A 24,195-nucleotide genomic window follows, 5' to 3' on the forward strand; every position below is an offset into this window, starting at 1 on the left:
CCCGAAGGAGCAGTGCATGAATACCCGAAGAATCCTCACCACCGGGGCGCTCGTCGCCACCGGCGCCCTCGTCCTCGCCGGCTGTGCATCCGGTGACGACACCGCATCCTCCGGCGACAAGGAGTTCGCCGGCGAGACCATCGTCGTCACCTCGTTCGGCGGCGACTGGGAGAAGGCCTTCATCGAGGCCGTCGTCGATCCCTTCGAGGAGGAGACCGGTGCCAAGGTCGAGCTGATCACGCTGTACAGCGCCGACGCCCTCGCACAGGTCACCGCCCAGAAGGCGAGCCCCCAGATCGATGTCGTGCACTTCTCGGGCGGCCAGGAGTTCACGGCCGCTCAGGACGGGCTCATCGCCCCGATCGCGGCCGACGACCTGTCCGAGTCCGGTGACCTGATCGACCTCGCGACCGCAGGCCTCGAGCGGGGCGAAGGCCCCGTCATCCAGCTGGCGCCGATCGGACTCGTCTACAACACCGAGGCGGATGCTCCGGCGCCCACCTCGTGGCTCGACCTGTTCGACGACGCGTACGCCGGTCACGTCGCCCTCACGGACTTCTCGAACACGTACGGTGTGCTCTCGATGCTCCGCGTCGCCGATGCTCTCGGCGGCGGAATCGACGACCCCTCGAAGGCCATCGCCGACCTCGGGGCACTCGCCTCGGCCGGCGACGCGATCGTGGTCCCGACGTCGCCCGACCTGCAGACCGCGTTCGCCCAGCGCGACACGTGGATCGCTCCGTACGCGATGGACTACGCCGGCACCCTGCAGGACGCAGGTCTTCCGGTCGAGTTCATCGTCCCCGAGGAGGGCGCCACCGCCTCCCTCATCACGGCGAACGTCGTCGAGGGCCGGGACAACCCCGACCTCGCGAAGCTCTTCATCGACTTCGAGCTGCGCCCCGAAGCGCAGGCCGTCTTCGCGGAGAACATGCGGTACTCGCCGGTCAACACCAAGGCGGAGCTCTCGGACGACGCGGCGGATGCGGTCCTCACCGGTGACGAGCTCGACACGGTCGTGGTCTACGCGCCCGGCGACATCGCCGCCGACCGTCAGTCCTGGACCGACGAGTGGAATGCGCTGATCACCAAATGAGCGTCCGAACCCGTAGGGAGCCCTGGCTCCTGCTCCTGCCGGCGATCGCACTGCTCGCGCTCGCCTTCGTCACGCCGGTGGCCGGCATGCTCCTCATGAGCGTGCAATCGTCGGCAGGCGGGTTCACCCTCGACAACTTCACCCGGTTGTTCACGAGTGAATATCACCTCCAGGCGGCGCTCCGTTCGCTCCGCCTGGGGGTGATCCAGACGGTGATCACGCTCGTGATCGCCATCCCCCTCTCCTACGTGATGGCCCGAGCCGGCTCGAAGGTGCGCTCCTTCCTCCTGATCGTCGTGATCCTCCCTCTCATGACGAGCGTCGTGGTCCGCACGTTCGGCTGGGTCGTCCTGATGGGACCCTCCGGACTCATGATGCAGATCCCCGGCGCAGAGTTCCTCGTCGGCGGCACCCAGGGCTTCCTCGGCACCGAGACCGGCGTGGTGATCGCGATGGTGCAGGTGCTCCTCCCCTTCGCGGTGCTCAGCATCCTCGGCGTCATCTCCGGCATCACCCCGCAGCTCGAAGAGGCATCCCGCACACTCGGCGCCGGATTCTGGCGCACGCTGCGACACGTCGTCCTCCCCCTCGCGGTACCCGGCATCGTCGCCGGCGCCTCGCTCGTGTTCGTCCTGTCGGTGAGCTCGTTCATCACCCCCCGCTTCATCGGCGGAGCCCAGATCCCGGTGTTCGCGCAGACCATCTATGTCGACGCGACCACCAACCTCGACTGGTCGTTCGCGGCCGCGCAGGCCGTGCTGCTGTTCGCCGGGGTCATGCTCGTGCTCGCAGCGACGTCCCGGCTCGGGAAGCAGAAGGTGTGACCATGGTCCGTTCCGTTCCCCTCCTCGGCAGAATCCTCGCGATCGTCCTCGGCGTCGTCGTGACGCTGTACATGCTCGTGCCGCTCATGGTCGTCGCCGGTGCCTCGGTCGGCGAGAACCGCTTCCTGACGTTCCCCGGGCAGGGCTTCACGCTCGACTGGTACGTCGAGGCGCTCACCTCCGACACCTACCTCGAGCCGTTCCGCCTGAGTCTGCTCGTCGGCATCACCGTCGCGATCCTCGCTGCCGCGATCGGCACCGCAGCCGCCCTCGCTCTCACCCGCTTCAAGGTTCCCGGCGGTGCGGCGATCCAGGCGCTGTTGATGTCGCCACTGACGATCCCCACGATCATCCTCGCCATCGGCGCCCTGTCCATCGCGTCGCTCACGATCGGGTCACCCAACGTGGGTGTGCTGATCGCGATCCACATCGTCATCGCGATCCCCTACGTGATGCGCACCGTGACCGGCGTGATGACCCGCGCCGACCACTTCACCGAGGAGGCGGCGCGCACTCTCGGTGCCAGCACCTGGAATCGCTACCGGCTCGTCGTGCTCCCGATCGCCCGCCCCGGCATCGCGGCCGGCGCCTTCTTCGCCTTCAACATCTCGTTCGACGATGCGGTCATCGCCCTCTTCCTGCGCACCCCGCAGCTCGAGACGCTCCCCATCGCCATCTACGGCCAGCTGGAGTTCAGCACGTCGCCCACCGTGGCGGCCGTCTCGACTCTCATGGTCCTGCTCACCGTCGTCCTCATGATCGTGCTCGAACGCATCATCGGCCTGGGAAGGTTGTTCGTCTGATGACAACACTCACCATCACCTCACTCACCAAGGACTTCAAGGGGACGAAGGTGCTCAAGGGCATCGACCTCTCGATGCAGTCCGGAGAGTTCGTCTCCCTCCTCGGCCCCTCGGGCTGCGGAAAGACGACACTCCTGCGCTGCATCGCCGGCCTCGAATCCCCGAGCGGCGGCACGATCGAGATCGCGGGTCAGGATGTGACCAAGCTCCCGCCCGAGAAGCGGCACCTCGGCATGATGTTCCAGAGCTACGCGCTCTTCCCGCACATGAGCGTGGTCGAGAACGTGCGCTTCGGTCTGCGGATGTCGGGCGAGAAGTCGAAGGCCGAGCAGAAGGAGCTCGCTGTGCGGGCTCTGGAGCGCGTGCAGATGGGACACCTCGCCGATCGGATGCCGGCGCAGCTCTCGGGCGGTCAGCAGCAGCGTGTCGCACTCGCCCGGGCCATCGCCTTCGAGCCCCGCGTGCTCCTGCTCGACGAGCCGCTGTCGAACCTCGACGCCCGGCTGCGTGAGGACATGCAGGTCGAGCTGAAGGAACTGCACCGCACGCTCGGGCTCACCACCGTGTTCGTCACGCACGACCAGGAAGAGGCGATGAGCCTCTCCGACCGGATCGTCCTCATGAACGGCGGTGTGATCGAGCAGGAGGGTGCACCGGCCGAGCTCTACGGCGCACCGCGCACCCCGTTCGCCGCCGACTTCATCGGGGCGGCGAACCTCCTTCCGGCGACCCGCTCGGGCGCCGTCGCGACGCTCGACGGAACAGGGATCCAGATGCCGTTGACCGGTGCGGGCCCGGACGGCGGCGGAGAGGTGGTGCTCCGTCAGGAGGACCTGCACCTGTCCCCCGCCGTCGGCGCGGACGCCCCGGTGAGCGTCGACGTCATCGCCCACGTCTACCGCGGGGCCGACATCGTCTACATCGTCGAGCTCGCCGGCAAGCGGATGAGGGTCGTGCGTCCCCGGCACGAGGATCCGATCCCCGAAGGCACCGCCGGTCTCGGCTGGCGCGACGGCGCCCTGCTCTGGATCGCCGCCGCCTGAAGGCCCGGACCCTCGATCACCGACCCGACGCCTCTTCACCAGGAGTAGTTCCACGGCATCCCCCGGCGATGAGACGCCACGGCCATAGGATCGCGGCATGGCCGACGATGACGTGCAGTCCTCCCCCGCACCCGATACCTCCCGCCGAGGCTTCTTCAAGATCGGCGGGGCGGCCCTCGCCGGCGCGGTCGTCGGTGGCGCGGGTGGCGCTGCCATCGGAGCATCCGTCGCGGCGGGCGCGCGCGACGGCTTCGCCGACGATCCGGACCCGTACGCCGCGCTGACCCCGCGCAGTGAGCCGGGGTTCGACCACGTCGTGGTCGTGATGGGCGAGAACCGTTCGTTCGACAATCTCCTCGGGTATCTCTACTCGAAGGAGAACCTGCCGGCGGGTGAGAAGTTCGAGGGCCTGGCATTCGGCACGCACAGCAACAAGGCGTCCGACGGCACCGTGGTCGAGGCGCACGTCTACGAGGGCGAGACCGATCGCATCATGAGTCACCCCGATCCCGATCCGGGTGAGGAGTATCCGCACGTCAACACCCAGATCTTCGGAACGGTGGATCCGAAGTCGAATGCCGAGCTCTTCGTCGACCAGATGGAGGCGCCCTACAACGCCCCGACGAACGGCGAGAAGGCCTCGATGTCGGGGTTCCTCCAGGACTACATCATCAACTTCCGTCGGCTGCGCAAGGGCAAGGAGCCGAGCGTCGACGAGGCGAAGCACATCATGGGCTCCTTCTCTCCCGCGATGCTGCCGGTGCTGTCGACGCTCGCCGCCGAGTTCGCGGTGTTCGACCACTGGTACGCCGGCGTCCCGTCGCAGACGTTCTGCAATCGCTCCTTCTTCCACGCCTCGACGTCGCACGGCTTCGTGACGAACCAGGCCGGCGGCGGCTACGACAAGTGGATCGATGCACCGGCCGCCCCGACGGTGTTCAACCGGCTCGAGGAGAAGAAGCTCGACTGGAAGATCTACATCGACAAGCTCCAGCTCGTCTCCTTCACCGGCATGCTGCATGCCCCGGTGCTGGAGAAGTACTGGCGCACGGACCACTTCGGCACGATGGAGGACTTCTACGCCGATGTGAAGGACGGCAAGCTCCCCGCGTATGCCTTCATCGAGCCGCGGATGGTCTACGACCACAACGACTTCCACCCGCCGTTCGGCTCACCCCGGGAGGGCTTCGTCGAGGGCGAGGAGGTGTTCGACAGCGCGATCTCCGACGTGCGCGCCGGTGATCTGCTGATCCACGACATCTACGAGGCGGTGCGCATGAGCGCCTCGCCGACGGGATCGAACGCGGTCAACACCCTGCTGCTGATCACTTTCGACGAACACGGCGGATGCTATGACCACGTGCCGCCGCCCGCGGCGACGAAGCCGACGAAAGACACCGGAGCGGGCGAGATGGGGTTCACCTTCGATCGACTCGGATGCCGCGTCCCGGCCATCGCGGTGTCGGCGTACACGAAGCGCGGCACCATCGTCCACGACGAGATGCACCACGGCTCGGTCACGGCGACGCTCTCGCGTCTGCACGGTCTGAAGCCGCTCAACGACCGCGACGCCTCGGCCAACACCCTGTTCAACGTCGTGAATCTGGATCAGCCCCGGCATCCGGCCGACTGGCCGACGACGAAGCCCTCGTACACGCCGCCGAATCCGGAGGAAGCGGTGCCGCAACCTGATGTGAAGGAGCACCTCAAGCCGCTGACGCCCCCGGCACGCGGGCTGCTCGGGCTGCTTCTGGCCCGGTACGGCAAACCCGGCGAGAAGGAGCCGGAGACCTTCGCCGACGCGTACAAGCTGCTCCACGAGCACGGCGAGGAGCTGTTCGGCCCGGCGAAGGGCAGCTGACCGAGGTCGCAGTCTTCGCCCGCGGTCGCACGATTCCCGGGGGACTGTGCGACGCGGGTGCGACTCTCCGCCCGGGCTACTTCCGGGCGGAGCGCCGGCGGCCGAGGATCAGGAGCGTCGCGCCGAGCACGAGAACGGCAGCACCGCCTGCGGCCCAGGCGAGCGTCTCGGGACCGAGTCCCGTCGCGGGAAGCGGGTCGGTCCCGTTGCCCCCACTGGTCGGCGGAGTGCTCGGATCCGGCGGGTCGGTCGGGTCCGGTGGCACGACGACGGCATCGGCGGCGAGCGTGAAGTCCTGCTCGGCGATCACGTCTCCGGCGGCGGTGATCACGACCGTGCGCGTCGCCGAGCCGACGACGCTCGTGCCCGTCGGGGGAACCACCGTGAGGGTGTAGGTGCCGGGCGGCAGGGCGCCGAGCCCGAACGTGCCGTCCGCGTCGGACGTGAGCTGCTGCGGCGCGCCCGGTCCGGTGAGTGTCACCACCACGCCCGCGACGGGGGCGCCGTCGTCGTCGCGCACGGTGCCGTCGATCGCGCCGAGGCGCGCCAGCTCGAAGTCCACGTTCGCCACGTCGACCGCGGCCACCTGCTCGTTCCGCGTGACGGGAGACGTCGCGGTGAATCCTGCGGGCGTCGTCATCGTGATCGTGTAGTCACCGGCAGCGAGTCGGGGGAACGAGTACGCCCCTGACGCGTCCGTCACGCGCGTGAGGGTCGCCCCTCCAGGAGCGATCGCGGTCACGGTCACGCCGGCCACACCCGTGCCGTTGGCACGCACCGCGCCGCGCAGGTCGGCGTTCTCGGCGACCACGAAGTCCACGTCCGTGATCGGCACCTCGCTGCCCGCTGGAACGGTGACCGGCGGCGGCTGAGTGGCCACGGTGTAGCCGGTCGGGGTCGTGATCGTCACGGGATGCGTCCCGACCGAGACCTGGTCGAACAGGTAGTTCCCGTCGGCGTCCGTCGTGGTGGTCTGTCCGTCGATCGTCACGGTCGCACCGGGGATGGGGGCGCCGGTGGTATCGGTCACGGTTCCGGAGACCGCGACGGGCACGATGTCGCGCAGCCCGAAGTCGGCGACGGCGTCCCCGCCGCTGAGGTTCACGGCGACCGTGGTCGGCCCGGTCGAGATCTTGCCCGCAGGCGGGGTCACGCGCACGGTGTAACCGTCAGCGGCGACGAACCCGGGGAACGAGTACGTGCCGTCTGCCGCGGTCGTCGTGGTCCCCACGACTGTGCCGTTCGCGTCCGTCAGTGTGAGAGTGACGCCGGGCGTCGGCGCCCCCGTGTCGGTGACAGTGCCCGTGATGTCCTGCGCGATCGACGCGAACCAGGTCTGGTACACGGGAAGGCCCGAGCGACGGGTGAAGATCAGGCTGAGAGAGCTGATCGGGGTGCTCGGCTCGAACCAAGCCGCCGAGCCGCTGGTGTCCGCGGCCGCCGCGTTGCCGGTGAGGGTGAGAGTCGTCGCATCCCAACTCGGCACATCATCGGCCGCACCGGTGCACGACGGCTTGCCGACGATTCCTTCCGCGCAGTAGTTGAACCGGTCCCGCAGCCCGATCTCGGTCGCGTCGAGCACGTGTCCATCGGGGGCGACGGCCTGGATGCGCACCGAGTCCGCGTCGATGTCCCCCACTGCGAAGGCCCATCCCGAGGTCGGGGTCGGCGTCGCGAAGGAGTACGTCGTGGTCGAGGGGCTCGTGGCGTTGTCGGCCCGGGGGCGCAGGTTCAGGTACGGCTGGTCCCTGCTCGAGCCGTACTTCGCCCCGATCGCGGTGCCCTCCGAGAGCCAGGTCGAGGCACCGCTGATCACGCCGACCTGTCCGCCGCGCGAATCGCTGGTCACGGTCGCGGTGATGGCGGGCTTCGCCGCCACCTGCACCGATGTCGTGAATGCCCCGCCGACGCCGACGAGGGGCTGCCAGGTCGCCCAGGAGGCGACGGTCGCGGCCGAAGCCGGGAGGGCGCCGACGAGCACCGCGATGAGGACGATGGTTCCGGCGATGGTCGCTCTGCGAGAGGCACGCATGCGGTCAGCGTACTGATATACCGGTGCGGTCCGAAAGTGAATTCCTCGATACGGGGTGCCGGCCAGCGGGCGCGCGCCGCGTCAGACGGCGTCGCCCTGGACGGGTCCTTCCGTGTTGGGCTGCCAGCCGAGCGCCGGTGCGACGTGCGTCGCGAACGCCTCCAGCACGTGCAGGTTGTACTCCGGGCCGAGCTGGTTCGGGATGGTCAGCAGAAGGGTGTCGGCGGCCATCACGGCCTCGTCCTGCTTCAGCTGCGCGATGAGCACGTCCGGTTCGGCGGCGTAGGTCTTGCCGAAGGTCGAGCGGAAGCCGTCGATCACACCGATCTGGTCGGCGTTCTCCTCGCTGCGCAGGCCGAAGTACGCCCGGTCCATGTCGGAGACGAGCGGGAAGACGCTGCGGCTGACCGAGACCCGCGGGCGGCCGGTGTGCCCCGCCTCCTTGTATGCGGAGCGGAACAGTTCGATCTGCTCCCGCTGCAGCTCGTGGAACGGCTGACCGGTCGCCTCGGTCACGAGGGTGGAACTCATCATGTTGAGCCCCTTGCGTCCCGTCTCGTCAGCCGTGGCGCGCGAACCCGAGCCCCACCAGATGTGGTCGCGGAGGGTCGGCGATTGCGGCTCGATCGCGAGGTACCGACCGGCACCCACCATGCGCGGGTCGCCCGGAGCGAGGCCCTCTCCGTCGATCGCCCGCAGGAACAGGTCGAACTTCTCCCGCGCGAGCACGCTGCCGCGCTCCGGGTCCTCCTCGTCGACGTAGCCGAACGTCTCATAGCCGCGCAGCGCCGTCTCGGGTGAACCACGGCTCACGCCGAGCGCGATCCTGCCGTCGGCGATGAAGTCGAGGGCGGCCGCCTCTTCGGCGAACTGGAAGGGGTTCTCGTAGCGCATGTCGATCACACCCGTACCGACTTCGATGCGCTTCGTGCGCGCGGCCATCGCCGACAGCAGCGGCATCGGGGAGGCGGCCTGACGTGCCCAGTGGTGCACGCGCACCGAGGCACCGTTCACACCGATCTCGTCGGCTCCTTCGGCGATCTCGATCGTCTGCTTCAACATGTCGCCCGCGGTGCGGGTCGCCGATCCGGGCACGTCCGCGTAGTGACCGAAAGAGAGGAATCCGAAAGCCTTCATGATCTATTCCAACGCATGAATGTGAGGACTATTCCCCCGGCAGCAGGATGCCGTCGAGGATGAGGGAGCGGATGCGGGGCTCGAGGTCGGCCCACAGGTCGGCGAGCGGCACCTCGAAGAGGTCCGCCAGCGCGGCCGCGATCTGCACCACGGTGAGCTCGCCGTCACAGGCGCCGACGAAACCGGCGAGAGCCGGGTCGACAGAGATCGTGCGACCGAAGCCGCCGCCCTGACGCAGCTCGATCACGCTCGGGTCGTCGTCACCCGGCATCAGATGCCGCGCCTCGGTGACGTCGGCAGCGACCACCAGGGTGGCCGGCAGCCCTTCGGCGAGCACATCCTGCGCCGCGAGGCCAGTCGCCAAGGCGGCCCCGACGTTCGCGACGGGCTGGGCGATGCGCTCAGTGCGCCGCAGTGGTTCGCCAAGGCGGCCCCGACGCATCAGCACGTAGCCGAAGCCGATCGAGGTCACTCCACGGGCGGCGAAGTCGTCGAGCCATGCGGTCAGCAGCGGCGTGAAACCGGGGTCGCGCGGCGTGGTCCCCCCATCGCGGATCCACAGTTCCGCGTAGCCCAGAGGCGAGAGTTCCTCCCGCTCGATCACCCACAGGTCGAGCTCGGCCGGCACCCAGGCTTCGAGACGTGCGAGCCCGGTGATCGCGGCCTTCGACTCCCAGTTGCCGAGCAGCTGCGCGATGCCGTTCCGGGTCAGGTGGGCAGGGGCGCTGCGGATGAACTGCTCCACCAGCGCATCTCCCACGAGTCCGCCGTCACGGTATTCGTATGCGGGCACTCCCTCGACGCGCGGGGTGATCACGAACGGAGGATTCGAGACGATCAGGTCGAACGCCTCCCCCGCCACCGGCTCGAACATGCTGCCGTGGCGGAACTCGATGTTCGTCACCCCGTTGAGGTGGGCGTTGATTTCGGCGAACGCGAGGGCACGGGTCGAGATGTCGGTCGCGACGACCGTGCCGGCGCGTCGTGCGACGAGGAGCGCCTGGATGCCGCATCCGGTGCCCAGGTCGAGCGCGCGCTCCACTTCGATCGGGACGATGGTCTCGGCGAGCGTGCGCGATGCCCCGCCGACACCGAGCACGTGGTCGGCGGGCAACGGGGCGTCGAGGGCGACCTCATCGAGATCGCTCGCGATCCACCATTCCCCCACCCCGTCGGCGTCGACGAACGACTGCGGCCGCAGCAGGGCCGTCGGCGTCACCGTGTCGGCGTCCGCCTCGGCGAGACCGAGCGCCACGAGTCCGTCCACTCCGAGCCGCGGCAGCGCGTCGATGACGTGGGCACGCGGCTGTGGCATTCCGAGCACGAGCAGACGCCCGAGCGTGGCGAGCGTTCCGGAGTCACCGTCGATGGACCGCAGGATCGGCTCCCGCATCCCGCGGGCGAGTGCGTCATCCGCCTCCTCACCCCACAGGCGCCGCAGCGGCTCGGAGCGGAGGTCCGCAGCGTCGAGATCCGCGGCGAGCGCGGCCGTGCGGAGAGGGTCGGGGACCGGTGCGGGGGTGTCGGACACGGCCGTCACTCTACGCGTCTTCAGGGTTCTCTTTCGCAGAGCCTCCTAGAATCACTAGGTCAGTACTCACGAGCAGCCTCTTCCCGGGCGTTCGAGGAAGACCTTCATGACCGCGATCACCCCCGACATCGGCCTCCGTGCGCGCCTGCGACGGCTCGCAGGAGCGACCGCTGTTCTCGCGATCGCCGTGAGCGGCTGTGCGTTCGTCGCGCCGAGCGCCGCGGTCGCCGCCGATCAGGCGCAATCCGACGACGAAAAGAGCGTCGAGCTGCATGTCTCGGCCGGTCTTCGCGGGCTCGTCGCACCGGGGTCGTCCACGTCGGCGATCGTCACCGTGGAGAACGGCGCCGACGCCGCACTCACCACGGGTCAGGTCGAGGTCGAACTCAATCGCACCCCGCTCACCGATGCTGCGGCCGTCTCCACCTGGCTCGACGACGGCGAGGCGACAGGTGCCTTCGCCCCCATCGGCGCCGAAGACACCGACCCGATCGATGGCGGTGCGTCGGCGACGACCACGATCTTCGTGTCCGAGGCGACCCTGGGCAACCTCGCGCCCGGCGTCTACCCGCTGCGCGCGGAACTCACGGCCTCGACCGGCGATGCCGCAGACGCCGAGGCCGTGGATGCGACCGCGACGAGTGTGCTGGTGATCGCCGCCCCCCAGACCGCGCAGGTCGGGGTGCTCGTTCCCGTCACGGCGACGCCCGAAGGCGGCGCACTGCTGACGGCCGCCGAGCTCTCGGAACTCACTGCTCCCGACGGGGCCCTGACCGCACAGCTCGACGGCGTCGCCGGGACGACCGCCGTGCTGGCCATCGACCCGTCCATCCCCGCCGCGATCCGGGCGCTCGGCACCGCCGCCCCGGAGACCGCCCGCGACTGGCTGACACGACTCGACAACCTCCCGAACGCGCGTTTCGCGCTGCAGTTCGGTGATGCGGATGCGACGGCGCAGGCGCAGGCGGGTCTGCCTGAGCTGCTGCAGCCCCGGGCTCTCACCCCATTGCTCGATCCCGCGAACTTCCCGGGAGTCCCGGCAACGGCCGCACCAACCGACGCGCCTGATGCGACACCCGGTCCGACCCCGAGTGCCACGGAGTCTCCGGCACTCCCCAGCGATGACGAACTCACGGCGATCGACGGCGCTCTGCCTCACATCCTGTGGCCGCAGACCCCCACTTCCGCCGACCTGACCGCCTTCGCCGGCTACGTGGGCGCAGACACCACGACGATCGTCTCCTCGACGGCGGTCGGCGGACAGAGCACGGCTCATGCGACAGCCGGCGGCAACGACCTCCTGGTCACGGACGCCGCGACCTCCGACGTGCTCTCGCGGGTGGCGGCGGCGCGGAATCCCGCCGACCGTCAGCGACTTGTCGCCGAGGCGGCCGCCCTCCTCCAGCTGGCACAGCGTGCCGCCCCCACCGCTCCCCTGCTCATCGGCCTGGACCGGGACGAGAACCGCTCCTCCGACGCGCTGCGCGACGCGATCACCGCCGCCGACTCGGCCGGGTTCGAGCTCGCGACGCTCCGGGCAGCGGCGCCCGTTCCGGTCACGGTCACCGGGGAACCGGATGCTGCGCGATCCGCCGCCGTGACGACACTCCTCGCCGATGAGTCTCGGCTCACCGCGTTCTCGTCGATCCTCGCCGACCCCCAGGTGCTGCTCAGCCCCGAACGCATCCGGATCCTGCGCACGCTGTCGGTCGGAACATCGGCCGCCGCGTTCGCCGAGGGTTTCGCGGATCATCAAGCACAGACGAGCGCCACGCTCGACGCGGTCAACATCCCCCCGTCCAGCACGATCCAGCTGCTCACGGCGAACGCCGATCTGCCGATCGCGGTGCGCAACGACCTTCCGTGGCCTGTGACGGTCCAGCTCTTCGTCTCGCCGACGGATCCGCGTCTCGAGGTCAGGTCCCCGGACGAGACGATCGTGCAGGCTCAGTCCACGACCCGCATCAAGGTGCCCGTGTCGGCTCGAGTGGGCAGCGGCGAGGTCGACCTCCGACTCAGTCTCTACAGCCCCACGGGCGTGCAGATCCAGGGCGATCAGACGCTCAGGGTCGCTGTACGTGCGGAGTGGGAGACGATCGGACTCGTCGTCCTCGGCGGCATCATCGTGCTGCTGATCGCGCTCGGTGTGATCCGCACCGTGCGTCGCAAGCGCCGTGAGGCAGCCGAGGAGTCCGCCGTCGAAGCGCAGATCGAAGCCCTGGAGGAAGAGGAAGCCGTGGAAGCCCGACCGGATGCCGCCACGACAGAAGACACGCGTGAGTAGCCTCGGCCGCGCGAGCGCCGTCATCGGCGCCGGCACCCTCGTCTCCCGCCTCACCGGGCTCCTGCGCAGTATCGTCCTCGTCGGCGTCATCGGCTCGTACAAGTCGGGTCCCGCCGACGCGTTCACGTACGCCAATCAGCTGCCCAACAGCGTCTTCTCCTTGATCTCTGTCGGAATCCTGACGGCCGTCATCGTGCCCCAGATCGTGAAGGCGACAGCGGATGCCGATGGCGGCAACGCCTTCATCTCGAAGCTCTTCACGCTGGGAACCGTGGTCCTGGTCGTGGTGACCGGAATCGCCACCGTCTGCGCGCCCTGGCTCGTGCACCTAGTCGCGGGTAAGGCGAGCCCGGACATCGTGGCGCTCGCCACCGCTCTCGCCTACTGGTGTCTGCCCCAGATCCTGCTCTACGGCCTCTATGCGCTCCTCGGAGAGGCATTGAACGCCCGTCGCATCTTCGGACCGTTCACCTGGGCCCCCGTCGTGAACAACGTCGTCTCGATCATCGGCTTCCTGATCCTGGGAGCGGTCTTCGCGCCCGTGTCGACCGACGCGGCGTACTGGACACCCGCGATGATCAACACCCTCGGCGGAACCGCGACGCTGGGCATCGCCCTGCAGGCCGTGGTGCTGCTCGTGTTCTGGCGTCGCACCGGTCTCGCACTCAAGCCCGACTTCCGCTGGCGGGGCGTGGGCCTCGGTGCCGTGGGGCGCCTCGCCGGGTGGACGTTCCTCATGGCTTTCGCCAGTCTCGCCGCAGGATTCCTGCAGGGGTTCATCGTCAGCGAGGCGGCAGGAGCCGGAGCGTCGGCGACCGTCACGGCGAACGCCTGGTTGATCTTCATGCTCCCGTACTCGGTGATCGTGCTGTCGATCGGCACGCCTTACTTCACCCAGATCAGCGAGCATGCCGCGGCCGGCCGCGACGGGGAAGTACGCGAGGACATCGCCCGCAGCATCCGCACGCTCCTGTTCTTTATCGTGGCCGCCACCGCCGCCGTCGCCGCTGCGGCGGTCCCCGCCTCGCGCGTGTTCACGAAGAATGCCGAAGGCGTCACCGCAGAGAGCGCCGCCCAGTCGGCGGCCGTCGTCCTGCTCTGCTACCTCGTCGGTCTGATCCCGCTCACGATCCTCTTCATCGTCCAGCGAACGTTCTATGCGTATGACGACACCCGCACGCCGTTCTGGTTCACGATCTTCCAGTGCGTCCTGATCGTCCTCACCACACTGGCAGCATGGGCGCTCTATGAGGGTGGCGCGATCCCGCTCACGTCCCTTGCTGCCGCCGTCGCGCTCGGTCAGTCGGTGGCAAGCATCCTGCAGACCCTGGTGGCCACCTGGCTGCTGCACCGCAAGATCGGCGGACTGCAGATCGGTTCGTGGATGGCCGCCATCGGCCGCTTCGCGGTCGCCGCAATCCCCGCCGGCCTCGCCGGGTGGGGCGTCCTCGCACTTGCGGGCGGTGCCGAAGGCTGGATGGTCGCGAGTCCCATTCTCGGAGCGATCGGCACCGCGATCATCGGCCTCACGGTCGTGATCGTCTACGTCGCGATCCTGGCCCTCATGCGCGCGCCGGAACTCAAGGCGGCCGGCGGCCTCGTGCGTCGTTTCCTGCCCGGCCGCTGATCCGCGCGGAGGCGTCTCCCAGCCCGGTGGCGCACACTGCGGAGGGAATGCCCCGCGGTTACCATGGGTTGAAGCAGTCGAAGGTCATTCGACCGCAGTTTCTAAGACGGAGAGCACATGCGTCAGGTCATCATCATCGGCTCCGGCCCCGCCGGATTCACGGCTGCCATCTACGCGGCCAGGGCGAACCTCAAGCCGCTGCTCATCGCGAGTTCGGTCGAGGTCGGCGGCGAGCTCATGAACACCACCGAGGTCGAGAACTACCCGGGCTTCCCCGAGGGCATCCAGGGTCCCGAGCTGATGGCGAAGTTCCAGGAGCAGGCCGAGAAATTCGGCACCGAGGTCCTGTACGACGACGTCACCGAGCTCGACCTCGCCGGCCCCGTCAAGACGGTCACGCTCGGCTCCGGTGCGGTGCACGAGACCCAGTCGCTGATCTACGCGACCGGCTCGGCCTACCGCAAGCTCGACATCGCCGGCGAGGAGCGTCTCTCCGGCTACGGCGTCTCCTGGTGCGCCACCTGCGACGGTTTCTTCTTCCGCGAGAAGACGATCGCCGTCGTCGGCGGCGGCGACTCCGCGATGGAAGAGGCCACGTTCCTCACCCGTTTCGCCTCCAAGGTCTACGTGATCCACCGCAAGGACACGCTGCGTGCCTCGAAGATCATGCAGGAGCGCGCCTTCGCGAACGAGAAGATCGAGTTCGTGTGGAACAGCGAGGTCGCCGAGGTCCTCGGTGGCGATTCCGTCTCCGGTGTGCAGCTGCGCAACACGGTCGACGGCACGCTCAGCGACCTTCCCATCGACGGACTCTTCATCGCGATCGGCAACGACCCGCGCACGCACCTCGTGCACGACAAGCTCGAGCTGACGGCCGAGGGCACGATCTGGGTCGACGGCCGTTCGTCGAAGACCTCGGTTCCCGGCGTGTTCGCCGCCGGCGACGTGATCGACCCGACGTACCGCCAGGCCATCACGGCTGCCGGGACCGGCACGGTCGCGGCCCTCGATGCGGAGCACTTCCTCGCTGATCTCGAGGATGCCTCCGTGGAGGTTCCGGCTGCGGAGGCCGCCGAGATCATCGTCGCCTGAGGCGGCGGGAACACTTTTCCCTCGTTTGCTGTTGTAGCAGGCGAACCCCAATCAAGGAGAACTCTGATGAGTGCAAAGGCTACGAGCCAGGCGACCTGGGAGCAGGACGTTCTGCAGGCCGACGGTCCGGTGCTGGTGGACTTCTGGGCTGAGTGGTGTGGTCCGTGTCGCATGGTCGCGCCGGTTCTGGACGAGATCCAGGCCGACAACCCCGACAAGATCACCATCCTCAAGCTCAACGTCGACGAGAACCCCGAGCTGGCGATGAAGTATCAGATCACGTCGATCCCGGCGATGAAGGTCTTCCACGGTGGTGAGGTCAAGACGACCATCATCGGTGCGAAGCCGAAGTTCGCGCTCGAGAAGGACCTCGCCGCATTCATCGGCTGATCCTCTGACGTCGAAAGGCCGCCATCCCCCGGGGGTGGCGGCCTTTTTCGTGTCCGCAGGCGGTCAGGAGGCGTCTGCGACGCTGGGGTCCCAGCGTCGGTGGCGCTGCTTCTCGTCGAGAAGCCCCCAGACGGCCGAGGTGAGCTCGGGGTACTCGAGGGCGATCTGACGCAGCACACGGTAGTGCCGAGCGGCGTTCGGGCGCACTCCGTCGTTCGCGTTGATGTTGTCGGCGCGCAGGAGGTAGACGACCAGCTCGTCGACGCTCGGCAGCTCCTCCATGAACTCCCAGGGGTCCTCCCCGCCGAGGAGTCGCTCCTGGATGAGGACCGCGAGCTCGTCTGCCGCCTCCGCGCGCAGCACTTCCAGGCTGGCGCGGCGCTGTACGGACTCGGTCATGCATCCAGCCTACGTCTGCTGCGGACCCCCGCGTCGCACGACCTTCATGTTCTCGGTCATCTCTTCGAGCTCCTTGCCCTTGGTCTCGGGAACCTTGAAGAACACGAAGAAGAACGACAGGAGGGCGAAGAACGCGTAGAAGCCGTAGGCGAAGGTGAGGCCGATCTCGGCGAAGGCCGGGAAGGTCGTCGAGATGAAGAAGTTCGCGACCCACTGCGCTGCCGCAGCCACGGCGAGAGCGCCCGCGCGGATGGAGTTCGGGAAGATCTCGCCCAGCAGCACCCAGACCAGCGGACCCCAGCTCGCGCCGAAGAAGACCACGAAGCCGTTCGCGCAGACCAGGGCGACGGTCGCCCACGGGTCCGGAAGCGTCGCCGTCCCCTGAGCGTCGAGCGTGCCGAACGAGAACGCGACCGCCATCAGTCCCAGCGTCACCGTCATACCGACGGAACCCACGAGGAGCATGATGCGCCGCCCGATCCTGTCGACCAGCAGGATCGCCACGATCGTCACGACGATGTTCGTCACCGAGGTGATGACGGAGGTGAGCAGGGCGCTCGACTCATCGAATCCGACCGACTGCCACAGCGTCGTCGAGTAGTAGAAGATCACATTGATGCCGACGAACTGCTGGAACACCGAGAGCAGGATGCCGATCCAGACGATCGGCTTCAGCCCGAGGCGGTTGCCCCGAAGGTCTCGCAGAGACTCGGAGCGCTCGGTGTTGATCGTCCCGGTGATCTCCTTGATCTTCGCATCGGTGTCGATGGTCCCCGTGACGGTCTCCAGAACCTTCGCGGCCCGCTCCAACTCTCCCTTGCGCACCAGATACCGCGGCGATTCCGGCAGACGCAGCGACATGAGCCCGTAGACGAGGGCGGGGATCGCGGCGACCATGAACATCCATCGCCAGGCCGTGAGCCCCCAGAGCGGCTGGTCGGCCGCTCCCGCGAGGTTGGCGAGCAGCGCATCGGAGAGGAGAGCCGCGAAGATACCGGTCACGATCGCGAGCTGCTGCAGGGAGCCGAGGCGCCCGCGCACGGCGGCCGGCGAGACCTCCGCGATGTAGGCGGGGGCGATGACCGATGCCGCCCCGACGCCGAGACCACCGATCACGCGCCAGACGATCAGATCGATGACACCGAACGCGAGTCCGGATCCGATCGCCGAGATGAAGAACATCGCCGCGGCGACCACCATCACGGGGATACGGCCGTACTTGTTGGACACCGGTCCCGCGAACCAGGCACCCACGGCGCAGCCGATGAGGGCCGACGAGACGGCGAAGCCCTTCAGTGCGGTGCCGAGGTCGAACCCGGAGACGTCACCGGCGAGAGCGTCGACCGCTCCGTTGATCACGGCCGTGTCGAATCCGAAGAGGAAACCACCCAACGCCGCCGCGATGCTCACCGCGATCACACGGCGTTTGATGGCAGCTGGACCTGTTGCTCTGGACATGACTGACTCCCCCTCGACGTCGAGATGACGCGAGTCTAGATGAAGGGCGGACGACGGTGGGTGTTACCTGGCGGAGCCGTAGCCGCTCTCGCCGAGCTCCTCGAGAATTCGATTGAGATCCTGAATCGAAGCGAAATCGATCTTGACCTGGCCTTTTCGTGCACCGAGTGCGATCTTGACGCGAGTGTTCAGCCGGTCACCGAGCTTTCCGGCGACCTCGTCGAGGTATGCCCGCCGTGCTCCGGGAGTCGCTTTCGTCGTCTTGCCGGCCGACGGCTGCGACTTCGCAGCCTCTTCCGTGGCGCGCACGGAGAGGTCTTCGTTCACGACCTTGTCGGCGAGGCGCTGCATCGATTCGGGATCCTCGAGACTGAGGATCGCGCGGGCGTGACCGGCGGTCAGCACGCCGGCAGCGACGCGCTGCTGCACGGGGACAGGCAGCTTCAGAAGTCGGATCGTGTTGCTGATCTGGGGACGTGAGCGGCCGATGCGCGTGGCCAGCTCCTCCTGCGTGATGCCGAAGTCCTCCAGAAGCTGCTGGTACGCAGATGCTTCTTCCAGCGGGTTGAGCTCGGACCGGTGGAGGTTCTCCAGCAGGGCATCGCGGAGGAGATCCTCATCGGCCGTCTCGCGGACGATGGCCGGGATCGTCTCGAGTCCTGCCTCACGAGCGGCACGGGTGCGCCGCTCCCCCATGATCAACTCGTACTCGCCCTCGGTGTTCTTGCGCACGACCACGGGCTGCAGCACGCCGAACTCGCGCACGCTGTGCACCAGCTCCGCGAGGTCTTCCGGGTTGAAGTGCGTCCGCGGCTGGCGCGGGTTCGGGACGATCGCGTTCGGGTCTACCTGGACCAGGTGGATCCCCGGGACCTCTTCCAGCGCGGGTGCCTCGGTATCCGGCCCGACCGTCGCCTCCGCGGCAGCCGGCCGCAGACTCGCACCGGGGAAGAACACATCGACGGGACGCTCCGCCTGATCAGCCGTGGGGATCAGGGCCCCGATACCCCGACCCAGTCCAGTGCGCTTGGCCATCATTTCTCCTTGCTCTGCGTCGCTGTCCGCGATGCGATCTCGACAGCGGCCTCGCGGTAGGCGATGGCGCCGGCGGATTGTCCGTCATAGGCGATCACGGTCTGTCCGAAGCTCGGCGCTTCAGATACACGGACCGAGCGCGGAATCACCGTCTCCAGCACCTGATCCGGGAAGTGCGTGCGCACCTCTTCAGCGACCTGCTGGGCGAGGCGGGTGCGGCCGTCGAACATCGTGAGCAGGATGGTGGAGAGATGCAGGTCAGGATTCAGATGCTTCTGGATCATCTGGATACTGCCGAGCAGCTGGCTCAGCCCCTCCAGCGCGTAGTACTCGCACTGGATCGGGATGAAAACCTCGGATGCGGCCGTGAAGGCGTTGATCGTGAGGAGCCCCAGCGACGGCGGGCAGTCGATGATCACGAAGTCCATCGGATTGTCGGCGAGGTAGTCCACGAGCGCGCGCCGCAACCGGTGTTCGCGGGCCACCTGTGCGACGAGCTCGATCTCCGCCCCTGCGAGGTGGATCGTGCTGGGCGCGCAGAAGAGGTTGGGATCTTCGGGACTGGGCTGGACGATGTCGGCGAGGGGGAACTCCTCGATGAGCACGTCGTAGACACTGGGGATGTCGGCGCTGTGCGGAACACCGAGCGCGGTCGACGCATTGCCCTGCGGGTCGAGGTCGATGACCAGGACCTTCGCCCCCAGGCCCGCGAGGGCGGAGGCGATGTTCACGGCCGTCGTGGTCTTCCCCACGCCGCCCTTCTGGTTCGACACCGTCAGGACGCGCGTCTCGCCGGTGAACTCGACCGATGCGGCCTCCAGCGCGCGCCTCCGGGCCGAAAGGTCGGCAATCTCCCGCGCGAGCGGTGTATCCATCCCGAACGATTCGTTCGTCGATGTCTTCTCGGATTGTTTCACGTGAAACATCCACTCCTTTCGGGGCCGCGTTCCACTCTAATCGCTGCGGGCGACACCGGCTTACGCGCGCCCACGACGGGCCTCCGATCCCGCGGGAAGGAAGCCCGCGCAGCTCGCTTCCGATGGTCACCGCGACCGGGCGAGACGGGATCCATGCTCTACGCACCACGCACCTGGATCGACGTTTCACGTGAAACGATGACGGATTCACTTCCTCATGAGGCGGGCACGGGGGCCGACGCCCCCACGAGCAATCTGGTCGGCTGGGAGGGCGTAGTCAGCCACCCGCACTGGACAACAGATGCGGCGGAAGAAGTGACGATAGTCCGAAGCCACCCGGGCAGCGGGCTCGACATGTGTGGTGCAGAGACTGGAGCGAAGCTGTGCGAGCGCGCCGCGCACGACAATGACGGCAACCACTCCCCCCACCCGCGCCCACCAGCACGGCGACACTGCGGTGTCTGAACCGCAGCGGGTGGCCGCACCGTCGTACGCCACACCCGTTCCGTCGGGGCACACTGCCCCGCAGAGCGACGTTTCACGTGAAACATCGCCCACGTCCGCCTCCGGCACCACGCTGAGGCAGAGGAGAACCGCGGCACCTCGCAGGGGGTCCCTCTGAACTCGCCGTGCTATCGACACCGTGGGCCGTTCCTCCGACTTCACCGACGTACCGTCCGCACGCCGGCATCACCGCTCGTTCCGGCGCCGCCTTCCGACCAGCACCGGTGAATCTCACGACGAGTGGGTCGCGACCGCTCGAGACGAGGCCGAGGGGAACAGCGCCCAGACCAGCGGGAGCCACCCCGGTCCTCACAGAGCACTACCTCCCGGAACCGCAGCCTTCGCAGCCATCACGACGCCTCCCCCGTTCGTCATACCCGCCATCGATATACGGATACGGGGACCGGAGACGAGACCATCCTCCGCGGGACGGATCGCCCCGTTTCACGTGAAACACCGCGCACGGCGATCCCGGGTCTGCAGGTGTGCGTCGCGTCGATGGGTAGCACTCCGTGCACCGTCACCATCTCAGCCGCGAACTCCTTCCTACTCGCAGGGAAGACCACGGTCGACTGCGTGAAGTCCCCACGGGCGACCGAATGCACACCGGGTTTCTCCCGCACGGCATCCGGCGGCCAAGCGGTCTCCACCGGTAGATGAGAAGGCTTCGCCAGCTACAGCTATCGCGGTGTTTCACGTGAAACATCGATGCTTCGCGACCACCCCGATACGAGGAAGCGGGGTGTTTCACGTGAAACACCCCGCTTATCTGATGGCAGAAGCTCAGCGCACTCGAGCTCGAACCACGCGGGTCGTCTCCGGCAGCACGCCCTCTCCCAGTACTTCCACCCGTACGTCAGAGAGACGGAACTTCTTGATCTGCTTCTGAGCAGCCTCTACCTCGTTCGCCGCATTCATACCCTTGAGAAGGATGAGCTCTCCCCCGTCGCGCACCAGCGGTGCCGTGATCGGGACGAGAGTCCGCAGCGCGCTCACCGCGCGCGCCGTCACGACATCGAAACTTGCGGGGGGCACGTCTTCAGCCCGCGCACGCAGCACGGTCGTGTTCGTCAGCCCGAGTTCCGAGACCTGTTCATTGAGCCAGGTGATCCGACGCTCCATCGGTTCGACGAGCGTCCACTCCACATCAGGACGAGCGATGGCGAGCACGATCCCGGGAAGGCCCGCACCGGATCCGATGTCGGCAACAGAACCGCGGAAGAGAGGCGCGGCGATCACACTGTTGAGGATGTGGCGCGTCCACAGGCGAGGAAGCTCGAGAGGACCGATGAGTCCTCGCTCCTCCCCTTCACGTGCGAGCGCTGCTGTGAACGCCCGCGCGATCTCGATGCGATCTCCGAACAGCTCGGCGGAGATCGGCGGTTCCTGCTCGAGCTCACTCATGAAGGTTCACACAGAATCGATGTTTCACGTGAAACATCAACGACGGCGGAGAACCGTGTGCCGGTCAGCGCCTTCGCCGTACGACTCGGAGACGAGCCCACGTTCCGCGGCGATGTCATGCACGAGCTTGCGCTCATAGCTGGACATCGAGGGCAGCGAGGCCTGGGACGAACCCTCATCGAGCTTGGCTGCGGCAGCGTCGACGAGCGTCTCGAGCTGGCGACGGCGCGTGTCGCGCGAGCCGGCGATGTCGAGGATGAGGCGCGAGAACGAGCCAGTCTTGCTCTGCACGGCCAGACGGGTCAGCTCCTGCAGCGCCTGCACCGTATCGGGGGCGGAGAGCAGGGACAGCCCGTCGCCCTCAGCTTCGATCGAGACGTAGGCGCGGCCCTGACGGACGTCGAGATTCAGGTCTCCGTCGATGTCGGCGATGTCGAGAAGTTCCTCGAGGTAGTCCGCCGCGACGTCGCCTTCGTTCTCGAGCTGAGCCACCGTGGGCTCGGTGTTCTCGGTCATGGTCTCAGTCATGAGCCGCTCCCCTTCTTCTTCGCGCGCTTCTTACCCACCGGCTGCTGACGCTTCGGTGCTTCCGCCTTCGCCTTCTCGGCCTCTTCGAGCAGACGCTGCTGCTCCGCCTCGTATGCAGCCATCGGGACGACCTTGCCGGAGGAATCGATCGCCTTGCCCTTGCGAGCGAGACGCTCTTCACGGGCCTTGGCGGCTTCGGAGCCGGGAGTCGGCATCTCACGGATGACGAGGAACTGCTGTCCCATGGTCCAGAGGTTCGAGATGAACCAGTACACGACGACACCGAGCGGGAAGAAGACACCCGAGAAGATGAAGCCCAACGGAAGGACATAGAGCATGATCTTCTGCATCTGGTACGCCTGGCCGGTCTTGGCCTCGGGCGACAGGTTCTTCGAGATGATCTGCAGCTGCGTGAAGAACTGCGAGGCGATCATGAGGACGACGAGCGTGACCAGGATGACGATCGCGGTCGTGTTCTGCGCGTCGACCGCGTTGCCCAGGGTCTCGTGCAGCGAAGCGACTCCGAAGAGCTTCGCGTCGTAGAACTCCTTGGTGAGCTCCGGGCTCAGCAACCCGACGCCACCGACACTGTCCTTGGCGTGCTTGCTGACGTCACTCAGAACGCTGTACAGAGAGAAGAAGATCGGCATCTGCACGAGCAGCGGCAGACAGCTCGACATCGGCGTCGTGCCGTGCTTCTTGTACAGGGCCATCGTCTCGCGGCTCATGGCCTCGCGAGAGAGCTGATCTTTCTTACCTCGGTACTTCTCCTGAACTTTTCGCAGTTCAGGAGCGATTTCCATCATCTTTCGCTGGCTCTTGATCTGCTTCACGAACAGCGGGATCAGGGCGGCACGGACGACGATGACGAGTCCGACGATCGACAACACCCAGGTGAGACCGGATGCGGCGGGAAGGCCGACGGTGGTCAGCAGCCAGTGCCAGGCGACGAGGATGAGCTCGACGACCCACTTCAGCGGCCAGAGGATGGTGCCGATCAGATCGAAGCCACCCGCAGCAGGTGCATCGCTGGGAGTGGAGCTGGCTAGCAGAAGGTCAAGACCCACCGATCAGTCCTTTCGGGAAGGGACGACGAAACCGTGTGCAGTCAGGTCGTAGCGGAAGTGTTCATGCGGACGGACGTCGTCGACGCCACCGCTGGTCCAGGGATTGCAGCGGAGGATGCGCCATGCCGAGAGCACCGCCCCCTTCACCGCGCCGTGCTGCTGCACCGCACCTACAGCGTAGGCGGAACAGCTGGGGTAGTACGCACAGACATCTCCATACATAGGGGAGATCACCTTGCGATAGGCGGTGAGGAATCCCAGCACCAGATTGCGCGGCACCAGGGGAACGCTGCGAAGCACATCCTGCGACTGCATGCGCGCCGTCCCGATGGACGAGGCCGGGAGAGCGGTCATGCCGACACCGCGACCGTTGGGGCGAGTCGGCTCAGACACCGATCGACATCGGCGCGGAGTTCCGCGAAGGATGCCGTCGCCGACGCAGGAAGGGCACGGATGACGACATCCGTGCCCTCGGGAACGCGTTGCAGCGCTTCCGCGCACACGGCTTTGAGTCGCCGACGCACGGTGTTGCGCACCACAGCGGTGCCTACCTGCTTGCTGATGATGAATCCGAACCTCGCGGCCCTGCTCTCGCCCGTCGTCAACATCGAGGTGATGACGCGCGCCCCGCCACAACGGGATCCGCGTCGAACGACCAGACGGTAGTCGCTCCCGCGGGTCAGCCGATACGGGCGGGCGAGCACAGTGGACTACGCAGAGAGCTCGGTGCGGCCCTTCGCACGGCGGGCAGCGAGGATGCCGCGGCCGGCACGCGTACGCATGCGGGCACGGAAGCCGTGCTTCTTGGCGCGACGACGGTTGTTGGGCTGGAAAGTGCGCTTGCTCATGGAATCACTCCGGGAATGCTGCCACCGGATTCACTTCGACCGGAGACATGGGGAACTGCCGAAAAAGGCATAAGTCAACCGACTTAGGGTACGTCTTACCGGCGCGCAGAGCAAATCTGCGCGCTTCCGTGGTCGACCACCGGCACGAACCGCACAGCCATTATCCACAACCGGGGCTCGCCCGGCGAGCACAACACGCGCGCGTATTTTCAAGGGCAGGTTGCCGTTCACAGCCGCGGTGACTACCGTGGCATCCTAAGTTATCCACAGGGGCACAGCACGTCGACCCCGCCTCGATTCCTCGTCCGGAGCGTC

At 67.3% G+C, this 24,195-nt stretch carries 22 protein-coding genes; 9 read left to right on the forward strand and 13 right to left on the reverse strand.

Annotation, left to right across the window (positions count from 1 at the left end; all coding sequences use genetic code 11):
* The first annotated feature begins 16 nt into the window (after positions 1-16).
* The 5 genes from ACCO44_RS18815 to ACCO44_RS18835 all read left to right on the forward strand — a co-directional run bounded on the left by ACCO44_RS18815 (position 17) and on the right by ACCO44_RS18835 (position 5,627).
* Complete coding sequence (locus tag ACCO44_RS18815; protein ID WP_029264226.1) at positions 17-1,096, forward strand: polyamine ABC transporter substrate-binding protein; 1,080 nt, start codon at positions 17-19, stop codon at positions 1,094-1,096.
* Positions 1,093-1,920, forward strand: coding sequence for an ABC transporter permease (locus ACCO44_RS18820; protein WP_029264225.1), 828 nt, complete (start codon positions 1,093-1,095; stop codon positions 1,918-1,920). The genes ACCO44_RS18815 and ACCO44_RS18820 overlap by 4 nt, the downstream gene beginning before the upstream one ends.
* Positions 1,921-1,922: 2 nt before the next feature.
* Entirely contained in the window at positions 1,923-2,723 is an 801-nt protein-coding gene (locus ACCO44_RS18825) for an ABC transporter permease (RefSeq protein ID WP_262002409.1), read from the forward strand.
* The gene (locus ACCO44_RS18830) at positions 2,723-3,766 is read left to right on the forward strand and encodes an ABC transporter ATP-binding protein (RefSeq protein ID WP_372467757.1); all 1,044 of its coding nucleotides are present in this window, start codon (positions 2,723-2,725) and stop codon (positions 3,764-3,766) included. The genes ACCO44_RS18825 and ACCO44_RS18830 overlap by 1 nt, the downstream gene beginning before the upstream one ends.
* A gap of 97 nt (positions 3,767-3,863) precedes the next feature.
* Positions 3,864-5,627 carry an alkaline phosphatase family protein gene (locus ACCO44_RS18835; RefSeq protein ID WP_372467758.1) on the forward strand — a complete coding sequence of 588 codons (1,764 nt, stop codon included), beginning with the start codon at positions 3,864-3,866 and terminating at the stop codon, positions 5,625-5,627.
* Positions 5,628-5,703: 76 nt separating this feature from the next.
* Here ACCO44_RS18835 and ACCO44_RS18840 read toward each other — a convergent pair whose 3' ends face one another.
* The 3 genes from ACCO44_RS18840 to ACCO44_RS18850 all read right to left on the reverse strand — a co-directional run bounded on the left by ACCO44_RS18840 (position 5,704) and on the right by ACCO44_RS18850 (position 10,336).
* On the reverse strand, positions 5,704-7,659 hold the full coding sequence (locus tag ACCO44_RS18840; protein WP_372467759.1) for a collagen binding domain-containing protein: 1,956 nt from the start codon (positions 7,657-7,659) through the stop codon (positions 5,704-5,706).
* Positions 7,660-7,740: 81 nt separating this feature from the next.
* Complete coding sequence (locus ACCO44_RS18845) at positions 7,741-8,796, reverse strand: LLM class flavin-dependent oxidoreductase (protein ID WP_372467760.1); 1,056 nt, start codon at positions 8,794-8,796, stop codon at positions 7,741-7,743.
* 28 nt (positions 8,797-8,824) lie between these two features.
* Positions 8,825-10,336: a class I SAM-dependent methyltransferase gene (locus ACCO44_RS18850; protein ID WP_372467761.1), complete on the reverse strand. Its 1,512-nt coding sequence runs from the start codon at positions 10,334-10,336 to the stop codon at positions 8,825-8,827.
* Between the two features lie 97 nt (positions 10,337-10,433).
* Between ACCO44_RS18850 and ACCO44_RS18855 the strand changes: the two genes are divergently transcribed.
* The 4 genes from ACCO44_RS18855 to trxA all read left to right on the forward strand — a co-directional run bounded on the left by ACCO44_RS18855 (position 10,434) and on the right by trxA (position 15,720).
* A complete protein-coding gene (locus ACCO44_RS18855) occupies positions 10,434-12,611 on the forward strand; it encodes a DUF6049 family protein (RefSeq protein WP_372467762.1) in 2,178 nt (725 codons plus the stop codon).
* On the forward strand, positions 12,604-14,238 hold the full coding sequence (gene murJ, locus ACCO44_RS18860) for a murein biosynthesis integral membrane protein MurJ (protein ID WP_372467763.1): 1,635 nt from the start codon (positions 12,604-12,606) through the stop codon (positions 14,236-14,238). Before ACCO44_RS18855 ends, murJ begins: the two co-directional genes overlap by 8 nt.
* A gap of 117 nt (positions 14,239-14,355) precedes the next feature.
* On the forward strand, positions 14,356-15,330 hold the full coding sequence (gene trxB, locus ACCO44_RS18865; protein ID WP_372467764.1) for a thioredoxin-disulfide reductase: 975 nt from the start codon (positions 14,356-14,358) through the stop codon (positions 15,328-15,330).
* Positions 15,331-15,396: 66 nt separating this feature from the next.
* The gene (trxA, locus tag ACCO44_RS18870) at positions 15,397-15,720 is read left to right on the forward strand and encodes a thioredoxin (RefSeq protein ID WP_021201395.1); all 324 of its coding nucleotides are present in this window, start codon (positions 15,397-15,399) and stop codon (positions 15,718-15,720) included.
* 63 nt (positions 15,721-15,783) lie between these two features.
* On the opposite strand, the gene ACCO44_RS18875 is transcribed toward trxA, so the two are convergent.
* From ACCO44_RS18875 to rpmH, 10 genes are all read right to left on the reverse strand, one after another.
* Positions 15,784-16,119: a hypothetical protein gene (locus ACCO44_RS18875; protein WP_017829903.1), complete on the reverse strand. Its 336-nt coding sequence runs from the start codon at positions 16,117-16,119 to the stop codon at positions 15,784-15,786.
* 9 nt (positions 16,120-16,128) lie between these two features.
* Positions 16,129-17,577, reverse strand: a complete 1,449-nt coding sequence (locus ACCO44_RS18880) for a sugar porter family MFS transporter (protein ID WP_372467765.1) — start codon at positions 17,575-17,577, stop codon at positions 16,129-16,131.
* A 63-nt stretch (positions 17,578-17,640) separates the two neighbouring features.
* Positions 17,641-18,612: a ParB/RepB/Spo0J family partition protein gene (locus ACCO44_RS18885; protein ID WP_372467766.1), complete on the reverse strand. Its 972-nt coding sequence runs from the start codon at positions 18,610-18,612 to the stop codon at positions 17,641-17,643.
* Positions 18,612-19,487: a ParA family protein gene (locus ACCO44_RS18890; protein ID WP_231481882.1), complete on the reverse strand. Its 876-nt coding sequence runs from the start codon at positions 19,485-19,487 to the stop codon at positions 18,612-18,614. Before ACCO44_RS18890 ends, ACCO44_RS18885 begins: the two co-directional genes overlap by 1 nt.
* A gap of 1,329 nt (positions 19,488-20,816) precedes the next feature.
* Positions 20,817-21,437, reverse strand: a complete 621-nt coding sequence (gene rsmG / locus ACCO44_RS18895) for a 16S rRNA (guanine(527)-N(7))-methyltransferase RsmG (RefSeq protein WP_029264212.1) — start codon at positions 21,435-21,437, stop codon at positions 20,817-20,819.
* A 36-nt stretch (positions 21,438-21,473) separates the two neighbouring features.
* Positions 21,474-21,965: a R3H domain-containing nucleic acid-binding protein gene (locus ACCO44_RS18900; protein WP_029264211.1), complete on the reverse strand. Its 492-nt coding sequence runs from the start codon at positions 21,963-21,965 to the stop codon at positions 21,474-21,476.
* Positions 21,962-23,032, reverse strand: a complete 1,071-nt coding sequence (gene yidC, locus ACCO44_RS18905; RefSeq protein ID WP_029264210.1) for a membrane protein insertase YidC — start codon at positions 23,030-23,032, stop codon at positions 21,962-21,964. Before yidC ends, ACCO44_RS18900 begins: the two co-directional genes overlap by 4 nt.
* A 3-nt stretch (positions 23,033-23,035) precedes the next feature.
* A complete protein-coding gene (gene yidD / locus ACCO44_RS18910) occupies positions 23,036-23,386 on the reverse strand; it encodes a membrane protein insertion efficiency factor YidD (RefSeq protein WP_029264209.1) in 351 nt (116 codons plus the stop codon).
* Positions 23,383-23,736 carry a ribonuclease P protein component gene (gene rnpA, locus ACCO44_RS18915; protein WP_081860056.1) on the reverse strand — a complete coding sequence of 118 codons (354 nt, stop codon included), beginning with the start codon at positions 23,734-23,736 and terminating at the stop codon, positions 23,383-23,385. Before rnpA ends, yidD begins: the two co-directional genes overlap by 4 nt.
* A 6-nt stretch (positions 23,737-23,742) precedes the next feature.
* Positions 23,743-23,880 carry a 50S ribosomal protein L34 gene (rpmH, locus tag ACCO44_RS18920; protein ID WP_013584598.1) on the reverse strand — a complete coding sequence of 46 codons (138 nt, stop codon included), beginning with the start codon at positions 23,878-23,880 and terminating at the stop codon, positions 23,743-23,745.
* Positions 23,881-24,195: the final 315 nt, after the last annotated feature.

The organism is Microbacterium maritypicum (assembly GCF_041529975.1).
Taxonomy (GTDB): Bacteria; Actinomycetota; Actinomycetes; order Actinomycetales; family Microbacteriaceae; genus Microbacterium.

Coding starts and splice junctions, on each gene's coding strand:
- ACCO44_RS18815 (WP_029264226.1), top strand. CDS start 17: ATGAATACCCGAAGAATCCTCACCACCGGGGCGCTCGTCGCCACCGGC.
- ACCO44_RS18820 (WP_029264225.1), top strand. CDS start 1,093: ATGAGCGTCCGAACCCGTAGGGAGCCCTGGCTCCTGCTCCTGCCGGCG.
- ACCO44_RS18825 (WP_262002409.1), top strand. CDS start 1,923: ATGGTCCGTTCCGTTCCCCTCCTCGGCAGAATCCTCGCGATCGTCCTC.
- ACCO44_RS18830 (WP_372467757.1), top strand. CDS start 2,723: ATGACAACACTCACCATCACCTCACTCACCAAGGACTTCAAGGGGACG.
- ACCO44_RS18835 (WP_372467758.1), top strand. CDS start 3,864: ATGGCCGACGATGACGTGCAGTCCTCCCCCGCACCCGATACCTCCCGC.
- ACCO44_RS18840 (WP_372467759.1), bottom strand. CDS start 7,659: ATGCGTGCCTCTCGCAGAGCGACCATCGCCGGAACCATCGTCCTCATC.
- ACCO44_RS18845 (WP_372467760.1), bottom strand. CDS start 8,796: ATGAAGGCTTTCGGATTCCTCTCTTTCGGTCACTACGCGGACGTGCCC.
- ACCO44_RS18855 (WP_372467762.1), top strand. CDS start 10,434: ATGACCGCGATCACCCCCGACATCGGCCTCCGTGCGCGCCTGCGACGG.
- trxB (WP_372467764.1), top strand. CDS start 14,356: ATGCGTCAGGTCATCATCATCGGCTCCGGCCCCGCCGGATTCACGGCT.
- trxA (WP_021201395.1), top strand. CDS start 15,397: ATGAGTGCAAAGGCTACGAGCCAGGCGACCTGGGAGCAGGACGTTCTG.
- ACCO44_RS18875 (WP_017829903.1), bottom strand. CDS start 16,119: ATGACCGAGTCCGTACAGCGCCGCGCCAGCCTGGAAGTGCTGCGCGCG.
- ACCO44_RS18880 (WP_372467765.1), bottom strand. CDS start 17,577: ATGTCCAGAGCAACAGGTCCAGCTGCCATCAAACGCCGTGTGATCGCG.
- ACCO44_RS18885 (WP_372467766.1), bottom strand. CDS start 18,612: ATGGCCAAGCGCACTGGACTGGGTCGGGGTATCGGGGCCCTGATCCCC.
- ACCO44_RS18890 (WP_231481882.1), bottom strand. CDS start 19,487: ATGGATACACCGCTCGCGCGGGAGATTGCCGACCTTTCGGCCCGGAGG.
- rsmG (WP_029264212.1), bottom strand. CDS start 21,437: ATGAGTGAGCTCGAGCAGGAACCGCCGATCTCCGCCGAGCTGTTCGGA.
- ACCO44_RS18900 (WP_029264211.1), bottom strand. CDS start 21,965: ATGACTGAGACCATGACCGAGAACACCGAGCCCACGGTGGCTCAGCTC.
- yidD (WP_029264209.1), bottom strand. CDS start 23,386: ATGACCGCTCTCCCGGCCTCGTCCATCGGGACGGCGCGCATGCAGTCG.
- rpmH (WP_013584598.1), bottom strand. CDS start 23,880: ATGAGCAAGCGCACTTTCCAGCCCAACAACCGTCGTCGCGCCAAGAAG.